Source organism: Streptomyces sp. NBC_00341 (assembly GCF_041435055.1).
In the GTDB taxonomy this organism is placed as follows: Bacteria; Actinomycetota; Actinomycetes; order Streptomycetales; family Streptomycetaceae; genus Streptomyces.
In genome coordinates this window covers 8,256,440-8,279,483 of the sequence record NZ_CP108002.1, presented here as the reverse complement: position 1 = coordinate 8,279,483, position 23,044 = coordinate 8,256,440, and the positions used below count along the sequence as shown (strand labels likewise).

General features: G+C 70.2%; 21 protein-coding genes. 17 read left to right on the top strand and 4 right to left on the bottom strand.

The window, feature by feature from the left end:
• The first annotated feature begins 13 nt into the window (after positions 1-13).
• From OG892_RS36940 to OG892_RS36930, 3 genes are read left to right on the top strand one after another with little or no spacing between them, the layout of a single operon-like run.
• Positions 14-976 carry a VOC family protein gene (locus OG892_RS36940; RefSeq protein ID WP_073734089.1) on the top strand — a complete coding sequence of 321 codons (963 nt, stop codon included), beginning with the start codon at positions 14-16 and terminating at the stop codon, positions 974-976.
• 11 nt (positions 977-987) lie between these two features.
• Entirely contained in the window at positions 988-2,625 is a 1,638-nt protein-coding gene (locus tag OG892_RS36935; RefSeq protein WP_371631355.1) for a bifunctional 3-(3-hydroxy-phenyl)propionate/3-hydroxycinnamic acid hydroxylase, read from the top strand.
• Positions 2,622-4,589: an acetoacetate--CoA ligase gene (locus tag OG892_RS36930; protein ID WP_371631354.1), complete on the top strand. Its 1,968-nt coding sequence runs from the start codon at positions 2,622-2,624 to the stop codon at positions 4,587-4,589. The genes OG892_RS36935 and OG892_RS36930 overlap by 4 nt, the downstream gene beginning before the upstream one ends.
• 6 nt (positions 4,590-4,595) lie before the next feature.
• On the opposite strand, the gene OG892_RS36925 is transcribed toward OG892_RS36930, so the two are convergent.
• On the bottom strand, positions 4,596-5,420 hold the full coding sequence (locus OG892_RS36925) for an IclR family transcriptional regulator (RefSeq protein ID WP_327340357.1): 825 nt from the start codon (positions 5,418-5,420) through the stop codon (positions 4,596-4,598).
• Between the two features lie 389 nt (positions 5,421-5,809).
• Here OG892_RS36925 and OG892_RS36920 point away from each other — a divergent pair, with 389 nt between their 5' ends.
• The 12 genes from OG892_RS36920 to OG892_RS36865 all read left to right on the top strand — a co-directional run bounded on the left by OG892_RS36920 (position 5,810) and on the right by OG892_RS36865 (position 17,486).
• Positions 5,810-7,159, top strand: a complete 1,350-nt coding sequence (locus tag OG892_RS36920) for an MFS transporter (protein ID WP_371631353.1) — start codon at positions 5,810-5,812, stop codon at positions 7,157-7,159.
• Entirely contained in the window at positions 7,147-7,716 is a 570-nt protein-coding gene (locus tag OG892_RS36915) for an NADPH-dependent FMN reductase (RefSeq protein WP_073734094.1), read from the top strand. Before OG892_RS36920 ends, OG892_RS36915 begins: the two co-directional genes overlap by 13 nt.
• 11 nt (positions 7,717-7,727) lie before the next feature.
• A complete protein-coding gene (locus OG892_RS36910) occupies positions 7,728-8,735 on the top strand; it encodes an amidohydrolase family protein (protein WP_371631352.1) in 1,008 nt (335 codons plus the stop codon).
• An 89-nt stretch (positions 8,736-8,824) separates the two neighbouring features.
• Complete coding sequence (locus OG892_RS36905) at positions 8,825-9,952, top strand: FAD-dependent monooxygenase (RefSeq protein WP_079193287.1); 1,128 nt, start codon at positions 8,825-8,827, stop codon at positions 9,950-9,952.
• Positions 9,953-10,022: 70 nt separating this feature from the next.
• Positions 10,023-10,409: a nuclear transport factor 2 family protein gene (locus OG892_RS36900; RefSeq protein WP_371631351.1), complete on the top strand. Its 387-nt coding sequence runs from the start codon at positions 10,023-10,025 to the stop codon at positions 10,407-10,409.
• 94 nt (positions 10,410-10,503) lie between these two features.
• The gene (locus OG892_RS36895) at positions 10,504-11,439 is read left to right on the top strand and encodes a 3-keto-5-aminohexanoate cleavage protein (protein ID WP_327340351.1); all 936 of its coding nucleotides are present in this window, start codon (positions 10,504-10,506) and stop codon (positions 11,437-11,439) included.
• Positions 11,426-12,667, top strand: coding sequence for an amidohydrolase family protein (locus tag OG892_RS36890; protein ID WP_327340350.1), 1,242 nt, complete (start codon positions 11,426-11,428; stop codon positions 12,665-12,667). The genes OG892_RS36895 and OG892_RS36890 overlap by 14 nt, the downstream gene beginning before the upstream one ends.
• A 93-nt stretch (positions 12,668-12,760) precedes the next feature.
• Positions 12,761-13,477: a GntR family transcriptional regulator gene (locus tag OG892_RS36885; RefSeq protein ID WP_079193288.1), complete on the top strand. Its 717-nt coding sequence runs from the start codon at positions 12,761-12,763 to the stop codon at positions 13,475-13,477.
• 92 nt (positions 13,478-13,569) lie between these two features.
• Positions 13,570-14,877, top strand: coding sequence for an MFS transporter (locus OG892_RS36880; protein WP_327340349.1), 1,308 nt, complete (start codon positions 13,570-13,572; stop codon positions 14,875-14,877).
• Between the two features lie 38 nt (positions 14,878-14,915).
• Positions 14,916-16,277: an acyclic terpene utilization AtuA family protein gene (locus tag OG892_RS36875; RefSeq protein WP_371631350.1), complete on the top strand. Its 1,362-nt coding sequence runs from the start codon at positions 14,916-14,918 to the stop codon at positions 16,275-16,277.
• 5 nt (positions 16,278-16,282) lie between these two features.
• On the top strand, positions 16,283-16,600 hold the full coding sequence (locus tag OG892_RS36870) for a DUF4387 domain-containing protein (protein ID WP_073734102.1): 318 nt from the start codon (positions 16,283-16,285) through the stop codon (positions 16,598-16,600).
• Positions 16,601-16,643: 43 nt separating this feature from the next.
• Entirely contained in the window at positions 16,644-17,486 is an 843-nt protein-coding gene (locus tag OG892_RS36865) for a poly(aspartic acid) hydrolase (RefSeq protein ID WP_371631349.1), read from the top strand.
• Positions 17,487-17,507: 21 nt separating this feature from the next.
• On the opposite strand, the gene OG892_RS36860 is transcribed toward OG892_RS36865, so the two are convergent.
• Positions 17,508-18,953: an amidohydrolase family protein gene (locus OG892_RS36860; RefSeq protein WP_327340346.1), complete on the bottom strand. Its 1,446-nt coding sequence runs from the start codon at positions 18,951-18,953 to the stop codon at positions 17,508-17,510.
• A gap of 73 nt (positions 18,954-19,026) precedes the next feature.
• On the bottom strand, positions 19,027-19,977 hold the full coding sequence (locus OG892_RS36855; protein ID WP_327340345.1) for an amidohydrolase family protein: 951 nt from the start codon (positions 19,975-19,977) through the stop codon (positions 19,027-19,029).
• Between the two features lie 77 nt (positions 19,978-20,054).
• On the opposite strand from OG892_RS36855, the gene OG892_RS36850 reads away from it, so the two are divergent.
• Positions 20,055-20,891, top strand: a complete 837-nt coding sequence (locus tag OG892_RS36850) for an IclR family transcriptional regulator (protein WP_073734106.1) — start codon at positions 20,055-20,057, stop codon at positions 20,889-20,891.
• 103 nt (positions 20,892-20,994) lie between these two features.
• On the opposite strand, the gene OG892_RS36845 is transcribed toward OG892_RS36850, so the two are convergent.
• The gene (locus OG892_RS36845; RefSeq protein ID WP_371631348.1) at positions 20,995-21,561 is read right to left on the bottom strand and encodes a flavin reductase family protein; all 567 of its coding nucleotides are present in this window, start codon (positions 21,559-21,561) and stop codon (positions 20,995-20,997) included.
• 273 nt (positions 21,562-21,834) lie between these two features.
• Here OG892_RS36845 and OG892_RS36840 point away from each other — a divergent pair, with 273 nt between their 5' ends.
• A complete protein-coding gene (locus tag OG892_RS36840) occupies positions 21,835-23,043 on the top strand; it encodes an acyl-CoA dehydrogenase family protein (RefSeq protein ID WP_371631347.1) in 1,209 nt (402 codons plus the stop codon).
• The last annotated feature ends 1 nt before the right edge of the window (position 23,044 follow it).

Genomic DNA, 23,044 nt, shown 5'->3' with positions numbered 1-23,044 from the left:
AAAGCCGGCCACCATGCCACTGCACCGCCTGACCCAGATCGTGATGGGCGTTCCGAACGTCGAACAGACCGCCGCCTACTACGAGGAATTCGGCCTGACCCCCAGCACCGGCCCGCTGAGCACCGCCGCCGCGCCCGTGGCCGGGCTCGGCTTCTCCACCGTGGACGGCGGGGAGCAGCTGCGCATCGTGCACTCTCCGCGTCGGCGCCTGGTCGAGCTGGGCGTGGGCGCGGACGACCCGGACGACCTCGACCGGATCGCGGCCTCCCTGTCGAAACTCGGCGTCCCCGTCGACCGCACTCCCACCACCGTCGCCGCCGTCGACCCCGGCACGGAGCTGCTGGTCCGCGTCGAGCTCGCACCCCGGTACGAGCAGGCGGCCACACCGCCGCCGCCGTACAACGCGCCCGGGGTCAACGCACGCCTGCACCAGCGCGCCCCCGGCATCCTGCGGGAGGCCGCCGTCAGGCCGCGCAAACTGGGGCACGTGGTGCTCGGTTCGACCGCGCAGGAGTTCTCGCAGCGGTTCTTCCAGGAGGGGATCGGCTTCAAGGTCAGCGACACCGTGCGCGGACTGGCCGCGTTCATGCGCTGCTCAAGCGACCACCACAACGTGCTGGTCCAGCAGGCACCGGTGGCCTTCCTGCACCACACGTCCTGGCAGGTCGAAGACGTGGACGAGGTGGGGCGCGGTGCGACGGCCATGCTGGAGGCCGATCCCGGCCGGCACACCTGGGGCCTCGGGCGGCACTTCATCGGCTCCAACTTCTTCTGGTACCTGAAGGACCCGGCCGGCACGTTCTCCGAGTACTACTCCGACCTGGACTGCATCGTGGACGACGCGCTGTGGAAGCCGAGCGAGTGGGAGGGCGCGAAGGCCCTGTGGGCCTGGGGACCGCCTCCGCCGCCGTCCTTCCTCGCGCCCGAGGACCTCGCGGAACTCATGACGGGCGCCCACGCCGCCCCGGCCAAGTAGGAGCCCACGACATGAACCCTCAATCGGACCGCACCACGGACAGCGACGTCCTGGTGGTCGGAGCCGGACCGGTCGGCCTGGCGTGCGCCCTCCTGCTGGCGCGCGACGGGTGGCGGGTGACCGTTCTCGAACGGTGGCCCTCCCCCTACCCCCGCCCCCGTGCCGTGCACTTCGACGACGAGGTCGCACGCCTGCTGGCCGGCGCCGGACTCGGCGACCGGCTCAGGGATCTCACCGAGCCCGCCGACACCTACGAGTGGCGCAACGCCACCGGCGAGACACTGCTGCGTTTCGACTGGTCCATGCTCGGCCCGTCCGGCTGGCCCACCGCGTCGATGATGTATCAGCCGGACCTGGAGAAGGCCCTCGTCGAAACCGCCGAAGCCGACAATGCGATCACCATCCTGCGTGGCCACGAGGCCGTCGACCTCGTCGAGAGGGCCGAGGGGGTACGCATCACCACTCGCGACACCCACGGGGACGAGCACCTCTTCACCGCACCCTGGGTCGTCGGCAGCGACGGAGCCAACAGCTTCGTGCGCACCCACATGCCGACCGAGATGCTCGACCTGGGCTTCTTCTACGACTGGCTGATCGTCGACGTCCATCCGCACGAGGAACGCGTCTGGAACCCCGTCAACCTCCAGATCTGCGACCCGGCCAGACCCACCACCGTCGTCTCCGGGGGACCCGGGCGCAGGCGTTGGGAGTTCATGCGCATGCCGGGTGAGACGGTGGAGCAGCTCAACACCGAAGCCACCGCCTGGAGCCTCCTGGCGCCCTGGGACCTCACTCCGGACAACTGCACCCTGGAACGGCACGCCGTCTACACCTTCCAGGCGCAGTGGGCCGACGTGTGGCGCTCGGGCCGGCTGCTCCTCGCCGGCGACGCCGCCCATCTGATGCCGCCCTTCGCCGGACAGGGCATGTGCTCGGGCATCCGCGACGCGGCCAACCTCGCCTGGAAGCTCGGTCTCGTGCTCAAGGGCGAGGCCGATCCGGCGGTACTGGACACCTACGGCGGCGAACGCGGCGCCCACGTCCAGCACGCCATCGCCAAGTCCGTCGAACTCGGCAAGGTCATCTGCGTCACCGACGCCGATGCCGCGGCCGGGCGGGACACCGCCATGATCGGACAGGGCGCGGACCCGGAGCGCATCCTGCCTCCGCTGCCCCCGTCGACGCTCCCCCACGGCATCGTCTCCGACGGTACGCAGGGTCCGGATCCGTCGGCCGGAGTCCTCAGCACGCAGGCGCGCGTCCGCCACGGCGGCCGTACCGGCCTGCTCGACGAGGTGGTCGGGCACGGCTTCGTGGTGGCGTCCACCGCCGACCCCCGCACCGCCCTCACGGACGAGCAGCTCGGCTTCCTCGACCGGATCGGCGCCCGCCTGCTGCACCTGGTCCCCGACGGTGCCGAAGCCGCCCCGGAAGTCGCCGCCTTCGACGTCGACGACGTCTACCTCCCGCACCTCGAAGCAGCGGGACACCTGGGCGTGGTGATCCGCCCCGACCACTACATCTACGGCACGGCGCGCACCGCTCAGGAGCTGGCGGCCCTGGTCACCGGTCTCCGGCACCAGCTCTCCTCCCCTCCCGTCCCGGCAGCGGCGACACCCGGCTCCTCCGTCCTGGCAGGCGGCATATGAACACGACAGACGCGAACCCCTCGCCGCCCGCCCCGGTCTGGACCCCCGACCCGGCCGCCGCGGACCGCTCCCGCATCGCTCGCTTCACCGAGTTCGTCGCGACACGCACCGGCACGGCACACGCCGACTACCGGTCGCTGTGGGAATGGTCGGTGGACGATCTCGCCGGGTTCTGGTCGGCGGTGTGGGACTTCTTCGACCTGCGCTCAAGCACCCCGTACGACGCAGTCCTCGACGAGGCCCCCATGCCGGCCACCCGCTGGTTCTCCGGCGCGCGGCTCAACTACGCCGAGCACGCCCTGCGCGACGAGGGACCGCACCCGGCGATCGTCTCGGTCGGCGAGGACGGCACCACCACCCGCACCGGACGGGACGAACTCCGGCGCCAGGTGGGCTCCTTGGCCGCCTGGATGCGCCGGAGCGGCGTAGTGGCCGGTGACCGGGTGGTCGGATACCTGCCCAACACCACGCACACCGTCGTCGCGTTCCTCGCCGCGGCCAGCATCGGAGCCGTCTGGTCCGCCTGCGGACAGGACTACGGGGCCCCCGGAGCCGCGACCCGCTTCGCGCAGCTGGAACCCGTCATCCTGTTCGCCGCCGACGGCTACCGCTGGAACGGCAAGGAACACGATCGCCGTGCCGAATCGGACGCCCTGCGCGCCGCCCTGCCCACCGTGCGGCACACGGTCCGCGTGCCGTGCCTCGGTCTGCCCGTGGGTGATGACCCCCGCGTGTCCGACTGGGCCGAGGTGACCGGGGGTTCGGAGGAGCCCGTCTTCGAGCAACTGCCTTTCGACGCACCCCTGTGGGTGCTCTTCTCCTCGGGGACGACGGGCACGCCGAAGGGAATCGTGCACGGCCACGGCGGTGTGCTGCTGGACCATCACCGGCTGCTCGGTCTCCAGCTCGACCTGCGGCCCGGCGACCGGTTCTTCTGGTACACCACCACGAACTGGATGATGTGGAACCTGGTCGTCTCCGGCCTGCTGATCGGAGCCACCGTCGTGCTGTACGACGGCAGCCCCACGTATCCGGAGCCCGGACGGCTCTGGGACGTCGCGGCGGAACACCGCGCGGCCGTTCTCGGCGTGAGCCCCGGATACCTCCTCGCCTCCGCGAAGGCGGGCCTCGAACCGGGCCGCGACCTCGACCTGTCGGCTCTGCGCAGCCTCGGCTGCACCGGTGCCCCGCTCCCCGCACAGCCCTACTACTGGGTCCGTGACCACGTCGGCGCGCACGTCCAGGTCGGTTCCACGAGCGGGGGCACCGATATCGTCAGCGCGTTCGCCGGGGGCGCGCCCACCACCCCCGTCTGGGCGGGTGAGATCTCCGCCCCGGTGCTCGGCGTGGCGCTGGAAGCCTGGGACGAGCACGGGCGTCCCGTGACCGACGAGGTGGGCGAGCTCGTGGTCACCCGCCCGCTGCCGTCGATGCCCCTGTACTTCTGGAACGACCCCGACGGCTCCCGCTACCGCGACGCCTACTTCACCGCGTATCCGGGTGTCTGGCGCCACGGCGACTGGATGACCCGGACGTCCCGCGGCAGCGTCGTCGTCTCCGGCCGCTCCGACTCCACCCTCAACCGGCAGGGCGTCCGGCTCGGCAGCGCCGACGTCTACGCGGTCGTCGACGACTTGCCCGGCATCCAGGAGAGCCTGGTCATCGGGGCAGAACTCGCCGACGGTACGTACTGGATGCCGCTGTTCGTCGTCATGGAAGCCGGGCACGAACTCACCGACGCGCTGCGCGACCGGATCAGCACCGCCATCCGGACCCGGGCATCGCCCCGGCACGTCCCCGACAGCATCCTGGCCGTCCCGGCCGTGCCGCACACCCGGACGGGCAAGAAGCTGGAGGTGCCCGTCAAGCGCCTGCTCCAGGGCGCGCCGATCGGCCAGGTGGCCGGCCGCGAGGCCGTCGACGACATCGACGCCCTCGCCTACTTCAGCCGCTTCGCCCGGTAGCACCGCTCACCGGACGGCTTCGGTGCTCTGCAACTGTCGTGAGATCGCCCGTGCGGTGGCGCGCACGGCCGGTACGTACGCCGCCGGATCGAACTCCGGGCTCGGGGCAACCACGGACAGGGCCGCCACGACCCCCGTTCCATTGCGCACGGGTGCGGCGGCCGTCGTACGGGGGTTCTTCGGGTCGGCGCGCCGCGCCACGGCGTAGTCGCCTCTCCTGATCTCGGCGAGGCTGCGGCGCAGGTCCTCGGCGGTGGCGATGGATTCGCCCGCTTCTTCAGGGGTGAAGCCCCGCAGCACCCGCTCCTGGACCTCGGCCGGCGCGTTCGCCAGGAGCACGAGACCGACTCCGGTCGTCGTCAGTGCCATGCGCTCCCCCACCCGGAACCGCACCGGCACGGCGTCATGCGCCGAGAGCCGCTCGACCAGCATGGCTTCGTCGTTGTCGCGCACGGCCAGCAGGACGTGCTGGCCGGTGACATGAAAGAGGTCCTCCATGAACGGCATCGCCACGGCACGCAGCCCATGCCCGCGTGGTGCGAGCGAAGCGATTTCCAGCAGGCGGAGACCGACGACGAAGCGGCCGTCCTCAAGGCGTTCGAGTGCCCCGACGTCGGTCAGCTGACGTGCCAGGCGCAGCGCGGTGCTTCGTGGCATTCCCGTTCGCCGCGTCAGTCCGGCCAGCGGCTGCGCACGGTTCTCGGAGTCGAAGGAGCCGAGCAGGGCGAACACGCGGTCGACGAGCGCTTCACCGGCGGAGGAACCCTGCTGCTTCGGGGGCTCCTCCGAGGAGGAACGCCTGTCCGTCGACGACCGGTCGGACGACACCATCAATCTCCGTTCCACTCAGCGGCACAGTGGGTGCCATTATCGCCCTTCTCTCCTAACGTTGACGACACCCCACAGCAATTCTTCGGTAACTCCACCGCAAAACAACGGGGTTGACCTGGGCTGCTGAGCCTCTTCAGCCGTACTCCGCCGGCTCCGGACGGCTTGCCCCTCCGGAGCGGTTCGCCACACCCGGAGCGACCGCGACGGCTCCTCGGCCGACCAGGACCCGCGTCCCCGCCCGCTGCCGATGCGCCCACTTCGCCCGGCGTCCGGCGTCCGCCGTCCGGGACCGACCGTTCCTCCACCGCCCGGACGATCGCATCCGAGCGCCGGCCGCCCCTGCGCCCCGAGCCGCGGCCGGGTCCCGACACATGAGGAGTGCCCATCAAGTGAACGGATTCATCGCACAGCGACCGCGCCGACCACTCAGCCCCTGGTGGGTGGCCGTCGGATCCGGGCTCGCCATGGCGGTCAGCGCCGGCCCGATGGTCATGAGCACCCTGAGCCTCTTCGTCATCCCCATCACCGAGGACACGGGGTGGAGCCGCGCCACGGTCACCGCCGCCTTCACCTTCCTGGCCGTGGGGCAGGCGATCGCGACACCGATCGTCGGGCACCTCCTGGACCGGTTCGCCTTCCGCTGGATCGTCGTCCCGTCGTGGTTGCTGTACTGCCTCAGCCTGGCGCTGGTCACCGTGGTCCCCCACGCCCTGCCGCTCTTCTACCTGCCGTACTTCCTGGCCGGGCTGTTCGCCGGCGGCACCGTGATTCCGTTCACGAAAGCCATCGTCAGCTGGTTCGACAACAAGCGCGGTATGGCGGTGGGCGTGACCGCGTCCCTCGCCGCCCTCGGATCGGCCGCGACTCCACTGCTCGCGACCTTCCTCCTCACGGCGTACGGCTGGCAGGCGACCTACCGATGGCTGGCCCTGATCGCCCTTGTCATCTCCCTGGCCATGGTGTTCGTCCTCGTGCGGGTCAGGGCCGAACGGAGCGTTCGCGGCAGACTGGTCAAGGCGGCCAAGGAGCGCGATCGCACCGTGAGCCTCGAACCGCCGGGGCTGAGCGTCCACGAGTGCCTGCGCAGTTCGCACTTCTGGATGATCGCGTTCAACCTCGGCCTCACCGGAGTCGCGGTGGTCGGCATCCAGGTGAACATCGTGCCCATGATGACCGACCAGGGCGTCGCGTCCGGTCAGGCCGCCTCCCTGCTGACGGTGTTCGGCCTTACGTCGCTCCTGGGCCGGGTGCTCGGTGGAGTGCTCCTGGACCGCTTTCACGCGCCCTTCGTCTGCGCGGCCGTCATCATGTGCCCCGTCATCGGCATGTTCCTGCTGCACGCCCCGTTCTTCAGCGCCGTCATCGGCACGGCGCTGGTCGGCGTCGCCTTCGGCGTCGAGACCGACCTTCTGCCCTTCTTCATCAGCCGCTATCTGGGCATGCGCCGCTTCGGCGCGCTCCTCGGTCTCCTCCAGGCGGCTCTCCTGCTCACATCGGCGTTCGGCCCGCTGGCCGTCAACCTCGGATACGAGCTCCTGGGCAGCTACGAGGCCGTCATGCCCTTCATCGCGGGGGTGCTGGTCCTGTGCGCCCTTCTCGTACTGCGCCTCGGCCCCTACCGGTACCCCGCGATCGTCGGCTTCGACGACATCGCGGCACGCGACGAGTTCGCCGGCGCCGCACCCCTCGCGGAGGCCGAACCATTCGTTATGGAAAGGAGTGAGCGATGCCCGGACTAGGGATCATCGTGGCAAGCACCCGTCCCGGCCGGATCGGCCCGGTCATAGGTAAGTGGGTCGAGGCAGAGGCGAAAGCACACGGCGGTTTCGCGGAGGTCGAGCTGATCGATCTCGCCGAGGTCGACCTGCCGTTCATGAACGAACCGCACCACCCACGCCTTCGCCGGTACACCCATCAGCACACGCGGGAGTGGAGCGCGAGGATCGCCGGCACCGACGCCTTCGTGTTCGTCATGCCCGAATACAACTACGGGTACAACGCCGAACTGAAGAACGCGATCGACTACCTGCATCACGAGTGGCAGTACAAGCCGGTCGGCCTGGTCAGCTACGGCGGAGTCTCGGCCGGCACCCGCGCCGCCCAGATGATCAAGCAGGTGGTCACCACGCTCAAGATGACCCCGGTGTCAGAGGCGGTCGCGCTTCCCTTCGTGCAGCAGTTCATCGCCGAGGGCGAGCAGCTCGTACCGAACGAGATCATGACCGACTCCGCCAGGGCCATGCTCAACGAACTCGTCCGGATCAACGGCGCGTTGAGCCCGCTGCGAACGAAGTGAGAACCCCCCTGATGCCTGTTACGCCTCCCACGCCCACGTCGCCCGACCCGTTGATCGACGTACACGCCCACTTCGTCACCGAAAACTACATAACCGCCGCGGAGTCCGCGGGAATCACGCATCCGGACGGAATGCCGTCCTGGCCCACGTGGAGCACGGACGATCACCTGGGCCTCATGGATCGCGGAGGGATTCAGAAGTCGATCCTGTCCGTGTCGTCGCCGGGCACGCACTTCGGGGACGACCGGGCCGCTCGGCTGCTCAGCCGGGAGGTCAACGAGTTCGCGGGCCGGATCTGCGAGCAACACCCCACGCGCTTCGGCTTCTTCGCCTCTCTCCCGATGCCGGACACCGAGGGATCGGTACGTGAGGCGGTCCACAGCCTGGATTCGCTCGGCGCCGACGGTGTCGCCATCGAGACGAACCACGCCGGCGTCTATCCCGGCGACGCGCGCTACGAACCCTTGTGGCGGGAGCTTGACGCCCGGGGCGCGGTGGTGTTCGTGCATCCCACCTCTCCTCCCGGCTCCGACGCGGTGTCGCTGGGCAGGCCGCGCCCGATGATGGAGTTCCTGTTCGACTCCGCGCGCGCCGCCAGTGATCTCGTGTTCAACGGCGTACTGACCCGGCACCCGGGCATCCAGTGGGTCTTCACCCACGGTGGCGGCGCCCTTCCACTCCTCGCCGATCGCATGGAGCTGTTCCGTCTGGGGCTGGGGATGGGTGCCACGGACGACAGTTCCGCGCCCTGCGCCTCGGTGCAGGAACAGTTGGGCAGCCTGTGGTTCGACATGGCGGGCACTCCGTTCCCGAACCAGATTCCCGCGTTCGGCCGTGCCTTCGGCACCGAGCGGCTGCTGTACGGCAGCGACTACTGCTGGACCCCCGCAGGCCTGGCACAGGCGCAGATCTCCGCCATCGACGCCGCGCCGCGCCCCTCGGCCGCCGATACCTGGCGGTCACTCACCACCCGTAACGCGGAACGCCTTCTGGCCCGCAGGCCGGCCCCGCGTCACTGAACGCCGGGTCGGAGAACGACCCTCGACCACGGTCAAGACAGCCATCGTCCGGGCCACGCACGTGGCCCCCTCGGAAAGGAGACGCGGCAATGGCCTGCGTTTCGACAGCATTGATCATCGGCGGCAGCATCGCCGGCCTGTCAACGGCAATCGCACTCTCCCGCGTGGGCGTGAGCTGTGACGTCGTGGAACTGGCCGAAGCACCCGGCGGAGCGTCGATCGCCCTGTCCGGCCGGGCCACTCAGGCGCTGGACGAACTCGGTGTCTACGACGCGTGCGCCGCCGGCAGCACGGTGTTCCTGCCCGGGTCGACCGTGGTCGACCAGATGGATGCCGCCGGGAACCTGATCAGCGAGGGGCCGAAGCGCCCGCTGCTGCCCGGGGTCAAGGACGCGATCGGCGTCTACCGCCCCGTGTTCCTGGCGACCTTGCAGGAGGCGGCCCAGCAACTGGGGGCCAAGGTCTACCGAGGTGTGACGGCCCGGACCACGGACGAGCGTGACGACGGCGTGTTCGTCACCATGACCGACGGCCGCCAGGCCCGCTACGACATGGTCGTCGGCGCGGACGGGATCGGCTCCCGCACCCGCACCCGCCTCTTCCCCGACGCCCCCACGCCCGCGTACTCGGGCCAGTACAGCCTGCGCTGGATGATGTCCGGCCCGCGCATCGACGGCGAGGGGTGGTACATCGGCCCGGCCGGGCGGCTGGGCTTCTACCACCTCCCGGGCGGCCTGACCTACATCCCGGCCGTCATCGACATGCCCGAACGCGTACACCTGACCGACGAGGACGTCTACTCGCTCTTCGGCCGCCTCCTCGACTCGTACACGGCACCCGCCGTCGTCGAGATGCGGCGCCGCCTCACGCGGGACGCGGACCTGATCGGGAGGCCCTTCGAGTGGATCCTGCTGCCCGCCCCGTGGCACCGGGGACGCACGATCCTCGTCGGTGACGCCGCGCACGCGACAACCGCCCACATGGGCATGGGAGGCGGGATGGCGCTTGAGGACGCCGTCGTGCTGGCGCAGTGCGTCTCGGACGCCCCCACGTTGGACGCGGCCTTCGGCACCTTCATGGAGCGACGGCACTCCCGGGTCGCCACGGTCGTGGAGACGAGCGTCGAACTGTCCCGCCTGGAGCAGGCCGGGGCCCCCACATCCGAGAACGTGGGATTGCTGAGCAAGGCCTTCCAGGCCCTCGGACAGCCCTACTGACCGACGCGTCCCTCCGCGCGCACCGCAGAACTCAGTCAGTCCACCTCTGATCAGGGAAACGGATTTCGTCATGACAGGTACCGATGAGCGGGAACTGCTGGTGATCGTCGAACGGTTCTTCGCGGCCTACAACGACATGGATCTCGACAGCTTCGCGAACCTCTTGGCCGAGGACATCCGGTGGGGACACCACAACCGGTTCCAAGGCGCCGGCGCCGCACCGTTGCTGCGGTCCATCCAGGAGATCCACGACAAGCTGCCGGACCGGCGATTCGGTGAGATCACCCGATGGGCCGCCAGCGACCACACCCTCTACGCCGAGCACAGCTGGACCGGCACCCCGGCCGAGTCCGATCCCGCATGGGGCTGGCAGGCAGGTGTCCCGGCCTCCATGGAATGCGTGAGCGTCTTCGTCATCGAGGGCGGGCGGGTGACGGAGTGGAGCGACTACGGCTGAACTCGCCCCGGCCACCCACACGCCCACAGACCCGCGCACTGGCGCATCGGCGCTGCAGCGGACGTCGTCACGCCGCAGAACGAGGAGAGTCCCGATGAAACGATCGTCCAAGGCCATCATCAGTTGTGCCGTCACCGGCTCGGCGCACACACCCAGCATGTCCGAGTACCTCCCGGTGACTCCGGACGAGATCGCCGCACAGAGCGTCGACGCGGTGGAAGCAGGTGCTGCGATCGTGCACCTGCACGCACGCGATCCGCAGACCGGGCAGCCGACCGCGGATCCGGATGTGTACATGGGGTTCCTTCCGCAGATCAAGGAGCGGACCGACGCGGTCGTGAACATCACGACGGGCGGAGCCATGACCATGTCGATCGACGACCGGCTCGCGGCGGCCCGGCGCGCCCGGCCCGAGCTGGCGTCGATGAACATGGGCTCGATGAACTTCGGTGTGTTCCCCGCGGCCGAGGCCGACCGCGTGTGGAAGCACGACTGGGAGCAGCGCTACCTGCGCGCCTCCGAATCCGCGGTCTTCACCAACACCTTCGCGCAGATCGCGACGACGTTGCGGGAGCTGGGAGACGGCGCGGGCACGCGATTCGAGTACGAGTGCTACGACGTGGGGCACCTCTACAACCTCGCCCACATGGTCGACCGCGGTCTGGCGAAGCCGCCGTTCCTCATCCAGTGCGTCTTCGGCGTCCTCGGCGGGATCGGCGCCGACCTCGACAACCTGCTGCACATGGTGACCGTCGCCGACCGCCTGTTCGGCGACGACTACTACCTCTCGGCCTTCGCCGCGGGCCGGCATCAGATGCCCTTCGCCACGCAGTCCGCCCTGCTCGGTGGTCATGTCCGGGTCGGGCTCGAGGACAGCCTGTACATCGGCAGGGGCGAACTCGCCACGTCGAACGCCCAGCAGGTCGCCAAGGTCGCGCGGATTCTGGCGGAGGCGGGCCGTGATCTCGCCACCCCGGACGAAGCCCGCGCCATGCTCGGTCTGAAGGGGGCGGACCATGTCGGCTTCTGATCCGACCCGCTCCGGCTTCGTGGTGACGAACGTGCGCCTCTTCGACGGCGAGAAGACGGCCGACCGGGCCGACGTGGTGGTGGAGGGTGAGCGGATCGCCGCGGTCGTCCCGCGGCCGGATGCCACCCTCCGGTACGACTCCGACCGGTACGCCGTCATCGACGGCACGGGCGCCACGCTGATGCCGGGGCTCATCGACTCCCACACCCATCCCACGGGCGACGCGCTCGCGTTGGCGATCCTGTTCGGTGTCACGACCGAGATGGACATGTTCACCGTCCCCGAACGCCTCGGTGACCAGCGCGTCCTCGCTGCCGAACGCAACGACATGGCGGACATCCGATCGGCCTCGACCGGGGCGACCGTCCTCGGCGGGCATCCGTCGATGCTGATCGGCCTGTCCTTCCGCGAGCAGTTCCCGGTGATCGAAGGCCCTGCGGACGCGGCCCGGTTCGTCCGGGACCGCGTCGCCGAAGGGGCCGACTTCATCAAACTGCTCATCGACGACGGAACAGCGATGGGGCACCCCTCACCGACCCTGACCGAGGAGGCCGCGCGCGTCGTCGTCACCGAGGCGCACGCGCACGGACTGCTCGCGGTGGCCCATGCCACGAGTGTGCGGAACACGCTGACGGCTGTACGGGCCGGCGTCGACGGCCTCGTGCACGTCTTCATGGACCAGCCGCCGAGCGAGGAAGTGGTCCGGACCGTCAAGGAGGCGGGCGTCTTCGTCATCCCGACACTGGTGACGATGGGTTCGATGGCGGGAGAGCTCACGGGCCGGGCGGTCGCCGACGACGTACGGGCACGGCGGTTCATTCCGGAGTCGTGGCACCAGAACCTCTGCACCTGCTGGCAGTTGGGCAGCCCCAGTTCCCTGGAGAACGCCAAGCTCGCCACCCGTGCGCTGCACCGCGCCGGCGTCACCATCGTGGCCGGCACCGACGCGGCCGACGTGGGCGTGCTGGGTACGGCGCACGGCGTCAGCCTGCACCAGGAACTCTCCCTCCTCGTCGACTGCGGGCTCACACCGGCCGAGGCACTGACCGCCGCCACCTCATCGGCCGCCACCAGTTTCCGGCTGCCGGACAGGGGATACATCGCACCGGGCCGCCAGGCAGACCTGCTGATGGTGGACGGCGATCCGACGGTGAACATCACCGACAGCCTCTCGATCCGTGCGGTGTGGCGCCGAGGCCAACGCCTCCACCGCGTTCTGGCCCCATAGGCCCCGGCACGGTGGCAGCAACTGACACGGCCACGCCGATCACACCCAAACCACCTATTGACTATTTGCTATAGCGGAGCCAATCTTGCGGGCATGAGTTCCGATGCCCTCAGCCCCATGGAGACGACGTCGTTGGCCGACCAGGCCTACCGGCGGCTTCGCGCCGCAGTCCGTGAGGGTTCGTTGCAGCCGGGCGAGAAGATCACCGAACGCGATCTCGCGGCCCGCCTGGGCGTCAGCCCCACGCCCGTGCGCGAGGCGCTGCGCCAGCTGGTGCACGAGAAGGTGGTGGAGCGGGTCGGGACCCGGGCGCTGCGGATCGCCGACCACTCGGCTTCCGCGCGCTCGGAGATCGTCGAGGCCGAGGTGCGGCTGTCGGCCCTCATGGCACGCCTGGCCGCCCGCAACGCCACCGATGCCCAGCTCGCGGATCTGGCCGGGGTGCTGGAGCAGGCCGACTCCCTGGCCGGACAGATCGAGCGGGACCTGGCCGAACACGGAACGCACACCGACGCGACCGACAAGCTGGTGGCCATCCATCGCCTCATGCGCCGCTTCCACCACCAAGTGGAAGCGGCGGTCGGCAACCCGGTGCTCGAAGGCCTGCTCCAGCAGGCCCGCGCGTTCAGTGACGAGGAGCGCCTCGATCTGACGATCAAGCTCGCCCCGGAACGCGCCGAGGCCTTCCGCCGGCGGTTCCGCGAACACCGCAGTCTGCTCGACGCCCTTGTCGACCGGGACGAGGAGCGGGCCGAGCTGCTGGCCGCACGTCACCACCGCGAGGCGCTGAATCAGCTCTCCAGCAGCTGACCGGACGCCTCCATCCGCACGCCCGTCTGACCATGGACGTGGTCGGGGCATACGCACACCCCTGTTGCTATAGCATATGGCAAGGAGCCGCCATGCTGCATGACCACCCCGACGCGACCGCGTCGGAAGGGACTCCCACCCTCGCGCCACCGGCACCCGCCCCCGGAAAGCGGATGAGCGCGAGCGCGGTGCTGTGGGTCACCCTGGCGGTCTTCGCCCAGGAATCGGTCTGGAACTTCTACGACGCCCAAGTCCCCGAGCAGCTGCGCCATTACGTTGCCTCCGCCGGCGTCGTCGGTCTGATCATGGGTCTCGACCACTCCTTGGGGGTCTTCACCCAGCCGTCCGTGGGGTTCCTCTCCGACAGGCTCGTACGCCGACGGGCGGGACGGTGGCCGATCGTGCTGGCCGGTGCCGTGATCGCCGCGGTCCCGTTCGTCCTCATTCCCTGGGCGGGCAGTCTTCCCGTGCTGATGGTCTGCGTCGTCGGGTTCGCCCTGGTCGCCAACGCCTTCAAGGGCGTGACCGAGACACTGATATCCGACTACGTCCCGGCCGGGAGCCGCAGCAGGGCGCAGGGGTTCATCAAGGCCGGTGTCAGCCTCACCATCATCGTCTCGTCCCTGATCAGCCTGCTGGTCGTGGACCGCAGCCTGCACCTGGCGTTCGCGATCCCCCCGGCCCTGATGCTGATCATGCTCGGGCTGTCCTGGGTGTTCCTCGGCCGCCGGCACGAGCGGGCCGTCCTGCCCGAGCAGCCCATCGAGGGTCAGGAGGACGTGCCGGAGTTCACCTCTCCCTGGGCGGTCCTGAAGGACGCGGTACGCAGCCCCTCCAGCCCGACCGTGCTGCTGATGATCGGCATCTTCTGCTTCTCGGGCATGTGGACCGCGCTGCGCTCGCTGAACACGCCGTACGGCACCGAGGTGCTCGGGCTGACCCGCGGCGAGGCCGGTGGGCTCGCTCTGCCGGGTGCCGTCGCCTTCCTGGTGTGCGTGCTGCCCCTCGCCTACGGCTCCGACCGGCTCGGGCAACTGCGCGCCATGCGCTACGGCGTCGGCCTGTTCGTCATCGGCCTGCTGGTCGGCTTCGCCGTCCCGACTGTCCCGGGAACGGTCGTCTCGACGGTCCTGTCCGCCATCGGCTACGCCTCGTTCGCGGTCAACGCGCTGGTCGCGCTCTGGGACCTGGCCCCGACCCAGAAGGTGCTCGGCACCTACACCGCCCTCTACACCATCGCCTCCTCCGCCGGCATGGCCCTGGGCCCGGCGATCCTCGGCATCACCGTGGACCTCACGAGCTGGCGCTTCATGATGCTGAACGCCGCCGTCTTCGCCGCGGTCACCTTCGCCGTCTTCACCCTGCTGGCCCGCCGGACTCCGGACCGGAGCACGGCGTGAAGAACCGTTCCACCAGCACAACGAAAGGTCCTGACCCCATGGAACTCCGCATCCTCGCCCCCACCGGGGCTCTGGGCGCCGGCTTCGACGCGGACGCGTTCCGTCGCGGCGTCGAAGCCCGTCCCCATGTGATCGCCTGCGACGCCGGGTCCACCGACTCCGGCCCCGCGGCCCTCGGCTCCGGCACGCCCAAGCTCTCGGCCCAGGCCGTCGCGCGCGACCTGCGGCTCCTGCTGAAGGCCCGCGACGAGCTGAACGTGCCGCTCATCATCGGCTCGTGCGGCACCTCCGGCCGCGATGTCGGAGTCGACGAGGTGGCAGCCCTCACCCGCCGTATCGCCGCAGAGGAGAACCTGCACTTCAAGGTCGCGCTGATCTACTCCGACCAGCCCGCCGAACGCCTTCAGGACCTCTACGACGCGGGCCGCATCCGGCCACTCGCCCACGCACCCGAGATCGACCGTGAGGTGTTCGGGCGCAGCCACACGGTGGCGATGATGGGCGTCGAACCCATCCAGGAGGCTCTGGTCGAGGACTGCGACGTCATCCTCGCCGGCCGTGCCTCCGACACCGCCCTGTTCGCCGCCCTCCCCCACCTGCGCGGCGCCGATCCGGGTCTCGCCTGGCACCTGGCCAAGACCATCGAGTGCGGCGCCGCCTGCGCCGTCCCGCCCTCCGCCAACGGCCTGCTCGCGACGTTGCGCGACGACCACTTCGACGTCACCACCCTCGCCGACGGCACCCGTCTCACCCCCCGCTCGGTCGCCGCCCACACCCTGTACGAGAACGCCGACCCGTTCCACATCGCCGAACCCTCGGGCGTCCTGGACACCACCGACGCCACCTACGAGGCCGTCGACGAGCGGACCGTCCGCGTCCGGGGAGCCCGCTATCTCCCGGCCGACGGCTACACCAACAAACTCGAAGGCGCCGAACTCGTCGGCTACCAGACCGTCATCATCGGCGGCGTCCGCGACCGCGTCGTCATCGACGCCCTGCCGGGGCTCCTGCCGTTCGCCCAGCAGTACTTCGACGCGAAGATCCTCGACGTCTTCGAAGGCTCGGTGGACCCGGTATCCGTCGACATCGACTACCGCCTCTACGGCGGCGGAGCCGTTCTCAACGGCACAGAGCCCGAGCCCCTCCAGCCCCGCGAACTCGGCGTGCTGATCACCGTGACCGCCCACGACCAGGCCACCGCCCACGCGATCGCCACCTTCGTGGCGCACGCCAGCAGCCACCTGCCCATCGCCGAGTACGACGGACTCGTCTCCACCCTCGCCTACCCCTACTCGCCCCCCGAGACGGACCGCGGACCGCTCTACCGCTTCACCCTCAACCACGTCGCCACCGGCATCACGCCCACCGAACTGTTCCGCACCACCACCGAGGAGCTGTGAAACCCATGGCCACCCTGCTCGACTACTGCTCCCTGGTCCGCTCCAAGAACGCCGGACCCTTCAGCCTCACCTTCGACTTCATGTGCCGCGACCGAGCCGCCTACGACGCACTTGTGGCGACCGGATTCCTCGACAAGCACCTCTTCGCGTCCCTCTACGGCACCGACCCCGACCAGATCCTCGTCGTGAACCACCCCGGCGCACTCGCCGTCAAGGTCTCCCTGCCCCGCCCCACCGTTCAGGGCGACCTCCACGACACCGACTGCTACGCCGGTCAGCAGTACGCCCCGCTCATGGACATGGAGCTGCCACCGGCCCTCTGACCCGCGCCCGCACCTCCTCCTCACGCATTCCGGAGCCGCACCGATGCCCACCGAACGCCCCCTGTCTCCCTGGCACCTGCCTCCCGACCACCCCGCGCAGCTCTTCCTCACCGGGTCCACGCCGCTGTTCGCACTCACCGGCGACCCGCGCGTCTCCTACTGCCTGTACGTCCCCCGCGGGCACAGCAACACCGGTGAACCCCGCCCCCTCGTCGTGGCCGTCCACGGAACGCACCGGAACGTCGGCCAGGTCCGCGACCACTTCGCCGACTTCGCCGAAGAACGCGACTGCGTCGTACTCGCGCCGCTGTTCCCGGCCGGGGTGACCGGCCCCAACGACCTCGACAGCTACAAATTCCTGACCGCGCCGGGCTTCCGGGCCGACCTTCTCCTGCTCGACATGATCAAGGAAGCGGCCGGCCGGTGGCACATCCGAACCGACCGTTTCCACCTCCACGGCTTCTCCGGTGGCGGCCAGTTCGCCCACCGCTTCTTCTACCTCCACCCTCATCGCCTGGCCTCCCTCTCCGTCGGCGCCCCGGGCCGCACCACCCTCCTGGACACCCGGACCCGCTGGTGGCGGGGCACCGCTGACAGCGCGGAGCTCTTCGGGACCGCTCCGGACACCGCGGCCATGGCTGACGTACCCGTGCAGCTCGTCATCGGGGAGGACGACACCCACGTCGACGTCTGGGAAGGCGCCGAACAACCGGACAGCCGTATGGACCGCATGAGCGAACTGCGCGAGAACTGGGACCGGCACGGCATCGCCACACGTCTGGACATCGTGAGCGGCGCCGGACACAGCGACCTCGCCGTCATCCCGGCCGTGCTCTCCTTCCTGACCGACCAGTTCGCGGTACCGGCAGCCCCACGGCACACGTAAGCAGCCGGACAGCGACCGCGGTCAGTGGGCACCTGGCTTGGCGGCGATCCGCTCCACGACGGCGTCGAGCTCGGCGCGGGACCACCAGGAACCCTCCCTCATCACCCCGGCGATCGCACGGAGGGCGGTGTGGCTCTCCAGCGGATCCTCGTCGAGAAGCACCAGATCGGCGGGCATACCCGGCGCGATCCGGCCGAAGTCGCCTTCCTCCCCGAGGAACCGGGCCGGCTCGGTCGTTGTCATCCGCAGGATGGTCAGCGGGTCGAGTCCGGCTTCGGCGAGATGGTCGAACTCGTCGTGGAGGGCGAAGCCCGGGATGATCCCGGCAGCCCCGCACGCGTCCGTTCCCGCGACCATCGGCACGCCGGCATCGGCGAAGGTCTTGGTCATCCGCAGCTGCGCGGCCCAGTGGTTGTGCAGGGCGTTGCGGGTGACGTCGGGGAGCCTGGCGAACTTCTTCACCGACTTGTCCCAGGTGCGCAGCTCCTCCGGAGCCATGTACCGGCGCCTCGGGTCCTCGGTGTGTTCCGGCGAGTCGCCGAACTGCTGGGTGTGGACCCGGATCAGGGTCGGACACTGCCAGGTGGTGTGTTCGACGAACAGGGCGGCCAGTTCCTCCGCCTTCTGCTGGTCGTAGGAGCCGTCGGCCAGTTCGTAGGCGTGCGCTTCCCCTTCGGACATGCTGGTCGCGGGGTTCGTGACCATTCCCTTGATCAGCTTCATCGCCAGCTTGTCCGCGCCGGGGATCTTGACCCTGGGGATCGGCGGGAGCTTGCGGGTGGGGTTGCCCGCGCGGACCTCGCTCTCCTTGGACGACGCCGCGGCGAACACGGTGACGCCGGGGCCGAGGTGCTCGATCGACCACACCCCGGCGCGTGCGGCCTCCCGGGGGTCGAGGTCGGCAGGCAGGTGGCCGCCGAGACGGATGCCGAGGCGGTTCGCCTCCTGGAGGGCCGCGAGGAAGGTCTCGCGGGTCGTCATGCCCGCCTTGACGAAGTCGGCGCCGTCCCGGTGCTGTTCGCGTACGGCCCGCACCGCGCCTTCGGCGGTGCTCGCGTTCAGCGGGGTCAGCAGGTCACCGGCTGTCGCCTTGAGTGTCGGCGCACCCGTCGGCCGGGGCAGCGTGCCCTGACTCCGGGACCTCAGCAGCGCCCTGTTCCCCGACATCTGGCGGAAGCCGACGACGCCGTTGGCGAGCATCAGGGCGTAGGTGCCGTCGACGTCCTTGGGCGTGTTGAGGGCGTGCATGTGCATGTCCATGAGCCCCGGGACGACGCACCGGCCCCGCCCCTCCACCACGTGTGCGCCCTCGGCCGGCGCGCCGGTCGCCGTCACCGCCGTGATCCGGTTCCCTTCGACCACCACGTCCTGACCGGGAGTGCGGCGCCCGTCCAGCGGATCGACCACGGTGACATCCCTGACCAGCACCCGCCCGTTGATCCTGGACGGCTCGACGTACCTGCTCATATCTCTCCTTGGTGCCATACGACTTCGGGGCTTCGGGGCTTCGGGCTTCGGGGCTACGGCCTTCGGGCGGGCGTCACCCCGCGAACAGCCGGTGGGCGTTGCGGGTGGTGAGGTCGCGCCAGGTGTCGGTGGCGGACGGCTGCGCCGCCGCGTCGACGGACGCGACCTGGACGAGCGCACCTTCGGCGGGTGTCCAGCAGTAGTCGCTGCCGTACAGGAGGCGCTCGGTGCCGAACGCGGCGTCCAGGGCCGGAATCTGGCGGGGGAAGGGCGTCCCGGCCATGTCGTACCAGACGCGGCCGAGCTCCTCCAGGGCGCTGGGCGCGTCCTTGGAGCCGTCACGGAACACGGCGCTGAACATGTCGATGCGGTCGGCGAGCAGCGGCAGCGCTCCCCCGCCGTGGGTCAGTACCCAGCGAATCCGCGGAAAGCGGGTGAACACTCCGCGCAGGAGCAGGTCGCTCGCGGTGCGGGCGGTGTCGAAGAGGAACTCCAGCATCGGCCGCGGCCGGCCCAGCGAGACGTCATCGGCGTGGGGCGGCGAGGTGGGGTGGACGAAGACGAGGGCTCCGCGGCGGTCGAGGTCCTCCCACAGCGGTTCGAAGCGCGGGTCGCCGAGGTAGACGCCGTGGTGGTTGGTCTCCACGGCGACCCCGTCCGCACCGAGTACGTCGAGGGCGTGGGCGGCTTCGGCGAGCGAGCCCTCGACGTCGGGCAGCGGCAGGGAGGCGAAGTGACCGAACCGCCGCGGATGCTCGTGGCGGACCCCGGCGGCGAACTCGTTCACCTCCCGTGCCAGGGCGCGGGCCGCGACGTCGTCCCCGAAGTGCACGCCCGGGGAGGAGATCGATACGTAGGACTTCTCGATTCCCGAGCGGTCCATCAGGTCGAGGTGCTGTTCGACGCTCCACGCGGGCCAGCCGGGCATTCCGTCGGGGTGCTCGATCCCGGCGGACCGGGCCGCCGCGACGTAGCTGTCGGTGACGAAGTGGGCGTGGACGTCGATGAGACCGGTCGGGGTCATGTGGGGCTCCCTGGATGTGCGGGTCCGTACCTGAGCCAGCGTAGGAAGGCGGCCGTAAGATGGAATGAGTGATGCCAATGAATGGAACGCAGGGTTCGGACGGCGGTGCTCAGCCACGCCGCGGCAGGAAACCGGCCGAGGGCCGGCCGGTTGTCGACCGGGCGTTCGCCCTGCTCAACACGTTCGACAGCGACCACCGCGCGCTGTCCCTCGCCGGACTCGCCCAGCGGAGCGACATCCCCCGCAGCAGTGCGCTGCGACTCGCCCGCACCCTCGTCCGCCTGGGCGCGCTGGAACGTCTCGATGACGGGCGTTACGTCGTGGGGCTGCGGTTGCTGGAGACCGCGTCCCTGGCGCCGCGCGGCCACGGGTTGCGGTCCGTGGCCATGCCCTTCATGGAAGACCTCTTCCATGTCACGCGGCAGCACGTACTGCTCGCCGTGCGCGAGCAGCAGGAGGCAGTGCTCGTCGAACGGCTTTCTGCGCTCGACGCCAGTCCCGTCCAGTACCGCGTGGGAGGCCGGCTTCCGCTCACGTCCACCGGCGCCGGGCTTGTGCTGCTCGCGTACGCCCCGGCGCCCGTCCAGGACCACGCCATCGAGGCCTACGAGCCGGGAGAGGGCCATGACGACATCGTCACCTCTGCCGACCTGCGTCGCATGCTCGCGGAGGTACGGCGTGGTGATCACGCCTACGCCCGGCAGAGTCGTCCCTGGCCGCGGAGCACCGTGGCCGCGCCGGTACGGGACGGCCACGAGGTGGTGGCGGCGCTGTCGGTGGTCGCGCCCAGTACCGGCTTCGCGGAGGCGGGCTTCGGCCCGGCCGTACGGGCGACGGCCCGCGCGATCTCCCGGCGGCTGGAGGAGGAAGGACAGCGGGCAGCGCGCCCCGGCGGCACTCACGCCGCTCCGTGACGGGAAGCGTGCGGGAGGGGTGGAGCCCGGTATCGGCCGGGGTCCGTCGTGGCTGGTCCGTCCGCTCCGGGCGGCTCTCATGTGCCGTCCCGCGGGCCGGAGTTCAGCGGTCCCACCAGCCGAACGAATGGGTGGGCGCGTGTACGCCGTGGGCGCGGTCGAGCCGGGCAGGGCCGCCGCGGTGGAAGATCAGGGGCCTGCGGGGCGGACGGGCCGCGGCAAGGTCCCGTACCCGGCCCACCACCGCCAGGTGGTCCCCCGCCGGAAAACTCCCCTCGACGTCGCAGCTGATCCAGGCCACCGCCCCACCGAGCCGCGGGGCCGCGTGCGACCCGAACTCCCAGTCCCCCAGCGCGAACCGGTCCGGCGTCCGCCGGGCGAACGCCGTGCACACCTCCTGCTGGTCCTCGGCCAGTACGTTCACTCGGAAGCTCCCGGCGCCGACGATCGCCTCGGCGCTGGCCGAGGTCCGGCCGGCGTAGAAGACCACCAGCGGCGGGTCGAGGGACACCGATGTGAAGCTGCCGACCGTGACGCCCACCGGGCCCGACGGTGTCCTGGCGGTCACCACACACACGGAGGTCGGTACGTGGCCCAGGACCTGGCGGAACACGGCCGGGTCGGGGGCGGTGACGGGCAGCACCGTCGCGGCGGGGGAAGACGTGGGCACAGCGGCCTCCAGGGGGCGGGATCCGGGCTCTCGGTCCAGTGATTCCACGGTCTTCTCCTCATCGCACTGGGCCGGGGGGCCAAGCCGGATGAACGGGCTTGGGTGCCGCGCCCAAAGAGCCGCCCGACTGGTCCGGCAGCGCAAGAGACGGTCGCGATTGTGCGGTCCCGGAACCAAGACAGCCGGGCGAACCGGGCGTGCAATCCCAGGACAGGAGCGGCGCCTCGTCACCCGAGGTGCGCCGTACGAACCGTGCCACGCCCGGAGGACAGCATGACCACGACCGCATCAGCCCCGCAGCCGCCCGCGGCGTCCACCACACCGTTGAAGGAGCGGGCGACGGCGCTGGTTCCCCTGCTGAGGGACAACGCCGCCCGCACGGAAGCCGACCGCAGGGTTGTCGAGGAGAACATCGAGGCGCTGACCGAGGCCGGGCTGTTCCGGCTGACCGTGCCGGGACGCTTCGGCGGCCACGAGTCGGACTTCCGGACCCTTCTGGAGGTCTCCTCGGAGCTGGCGCGCGGATGCGGGTCCACGGCCTGGGTGGCGACGCTGGTCAACGTGTGCAACTGGATGGTCGGCCTGTATCCCGAGCGGGCCCAGCAGGAGGTGTGGGGGAAGAACCCCGACGCGCGGGTGTGCGGTGTCCTCGCGCCCAGCGCCACCAGCCGGGCGGTCGACGGCGGGCTGGTCGTCACGGGCCGCTGGGGTTTCGCCTCCGGCAGCCTGCACGCGCAGTGGGCGACGCTCGGCATCCCCGTCGTGGACGCCTCCGGTCAGCAGACCGACCAGGGCGCCGCTCTCATCCCGATCCACGAGCTGACGATCGAGGACACCTGGTACGTCGCCGGCATGCGGGGCACGGGCAGCAACACCCTCGTCGCCGACGAGGTGTTCGTTCCCGAGCACCGCGTTCTGTCGGTGACGCAGGGGGTGCAGGGGGCGTATCCGACCGAACTCAAGGACGAGGTGCTGTACCGCTCGGCGCTGGTGCCCGTCCTCGCGCTGGTGCTGGCCGGTCCGCAAGTGGGGCTGGCCCAGGCGGGGATGGACCTGGTCAAGGCCTCCCTGGCCAAGGGCAAGGGCATCTCCTACACCTTCTACGAGCACGCCAGTGAAGCGCCCTCGACACAGATCCAGCTGGCGGAGGCCGCCCAGCTGATCGACACCGCCCGTCTGCACCTGATGCGGGCCGCCGACGACATCGACAGCTGGGCGGCCCGGGACGAGTACATGCCGTTCGAGACGCGGGCCCGGGTCCGGATGGACACCGGATACGTGGCGCGGCGTTCCCGTGAGGCCCTGGATCTGCTGCTGAGCATCCAGGGCGCCGGCAGCTTCGCCGAGGCGAACCCGCTGCAGCGGATCTGGCGGGACCAGGAGACGGGCAGCCGGCACGCGGTGGTCAACCCGGCCATTGCCGGCGAGCTGTACGGGCGGGCGCTGCTGGGCATCGAGGAGCAGGTCACTCCGCTGATCTGAG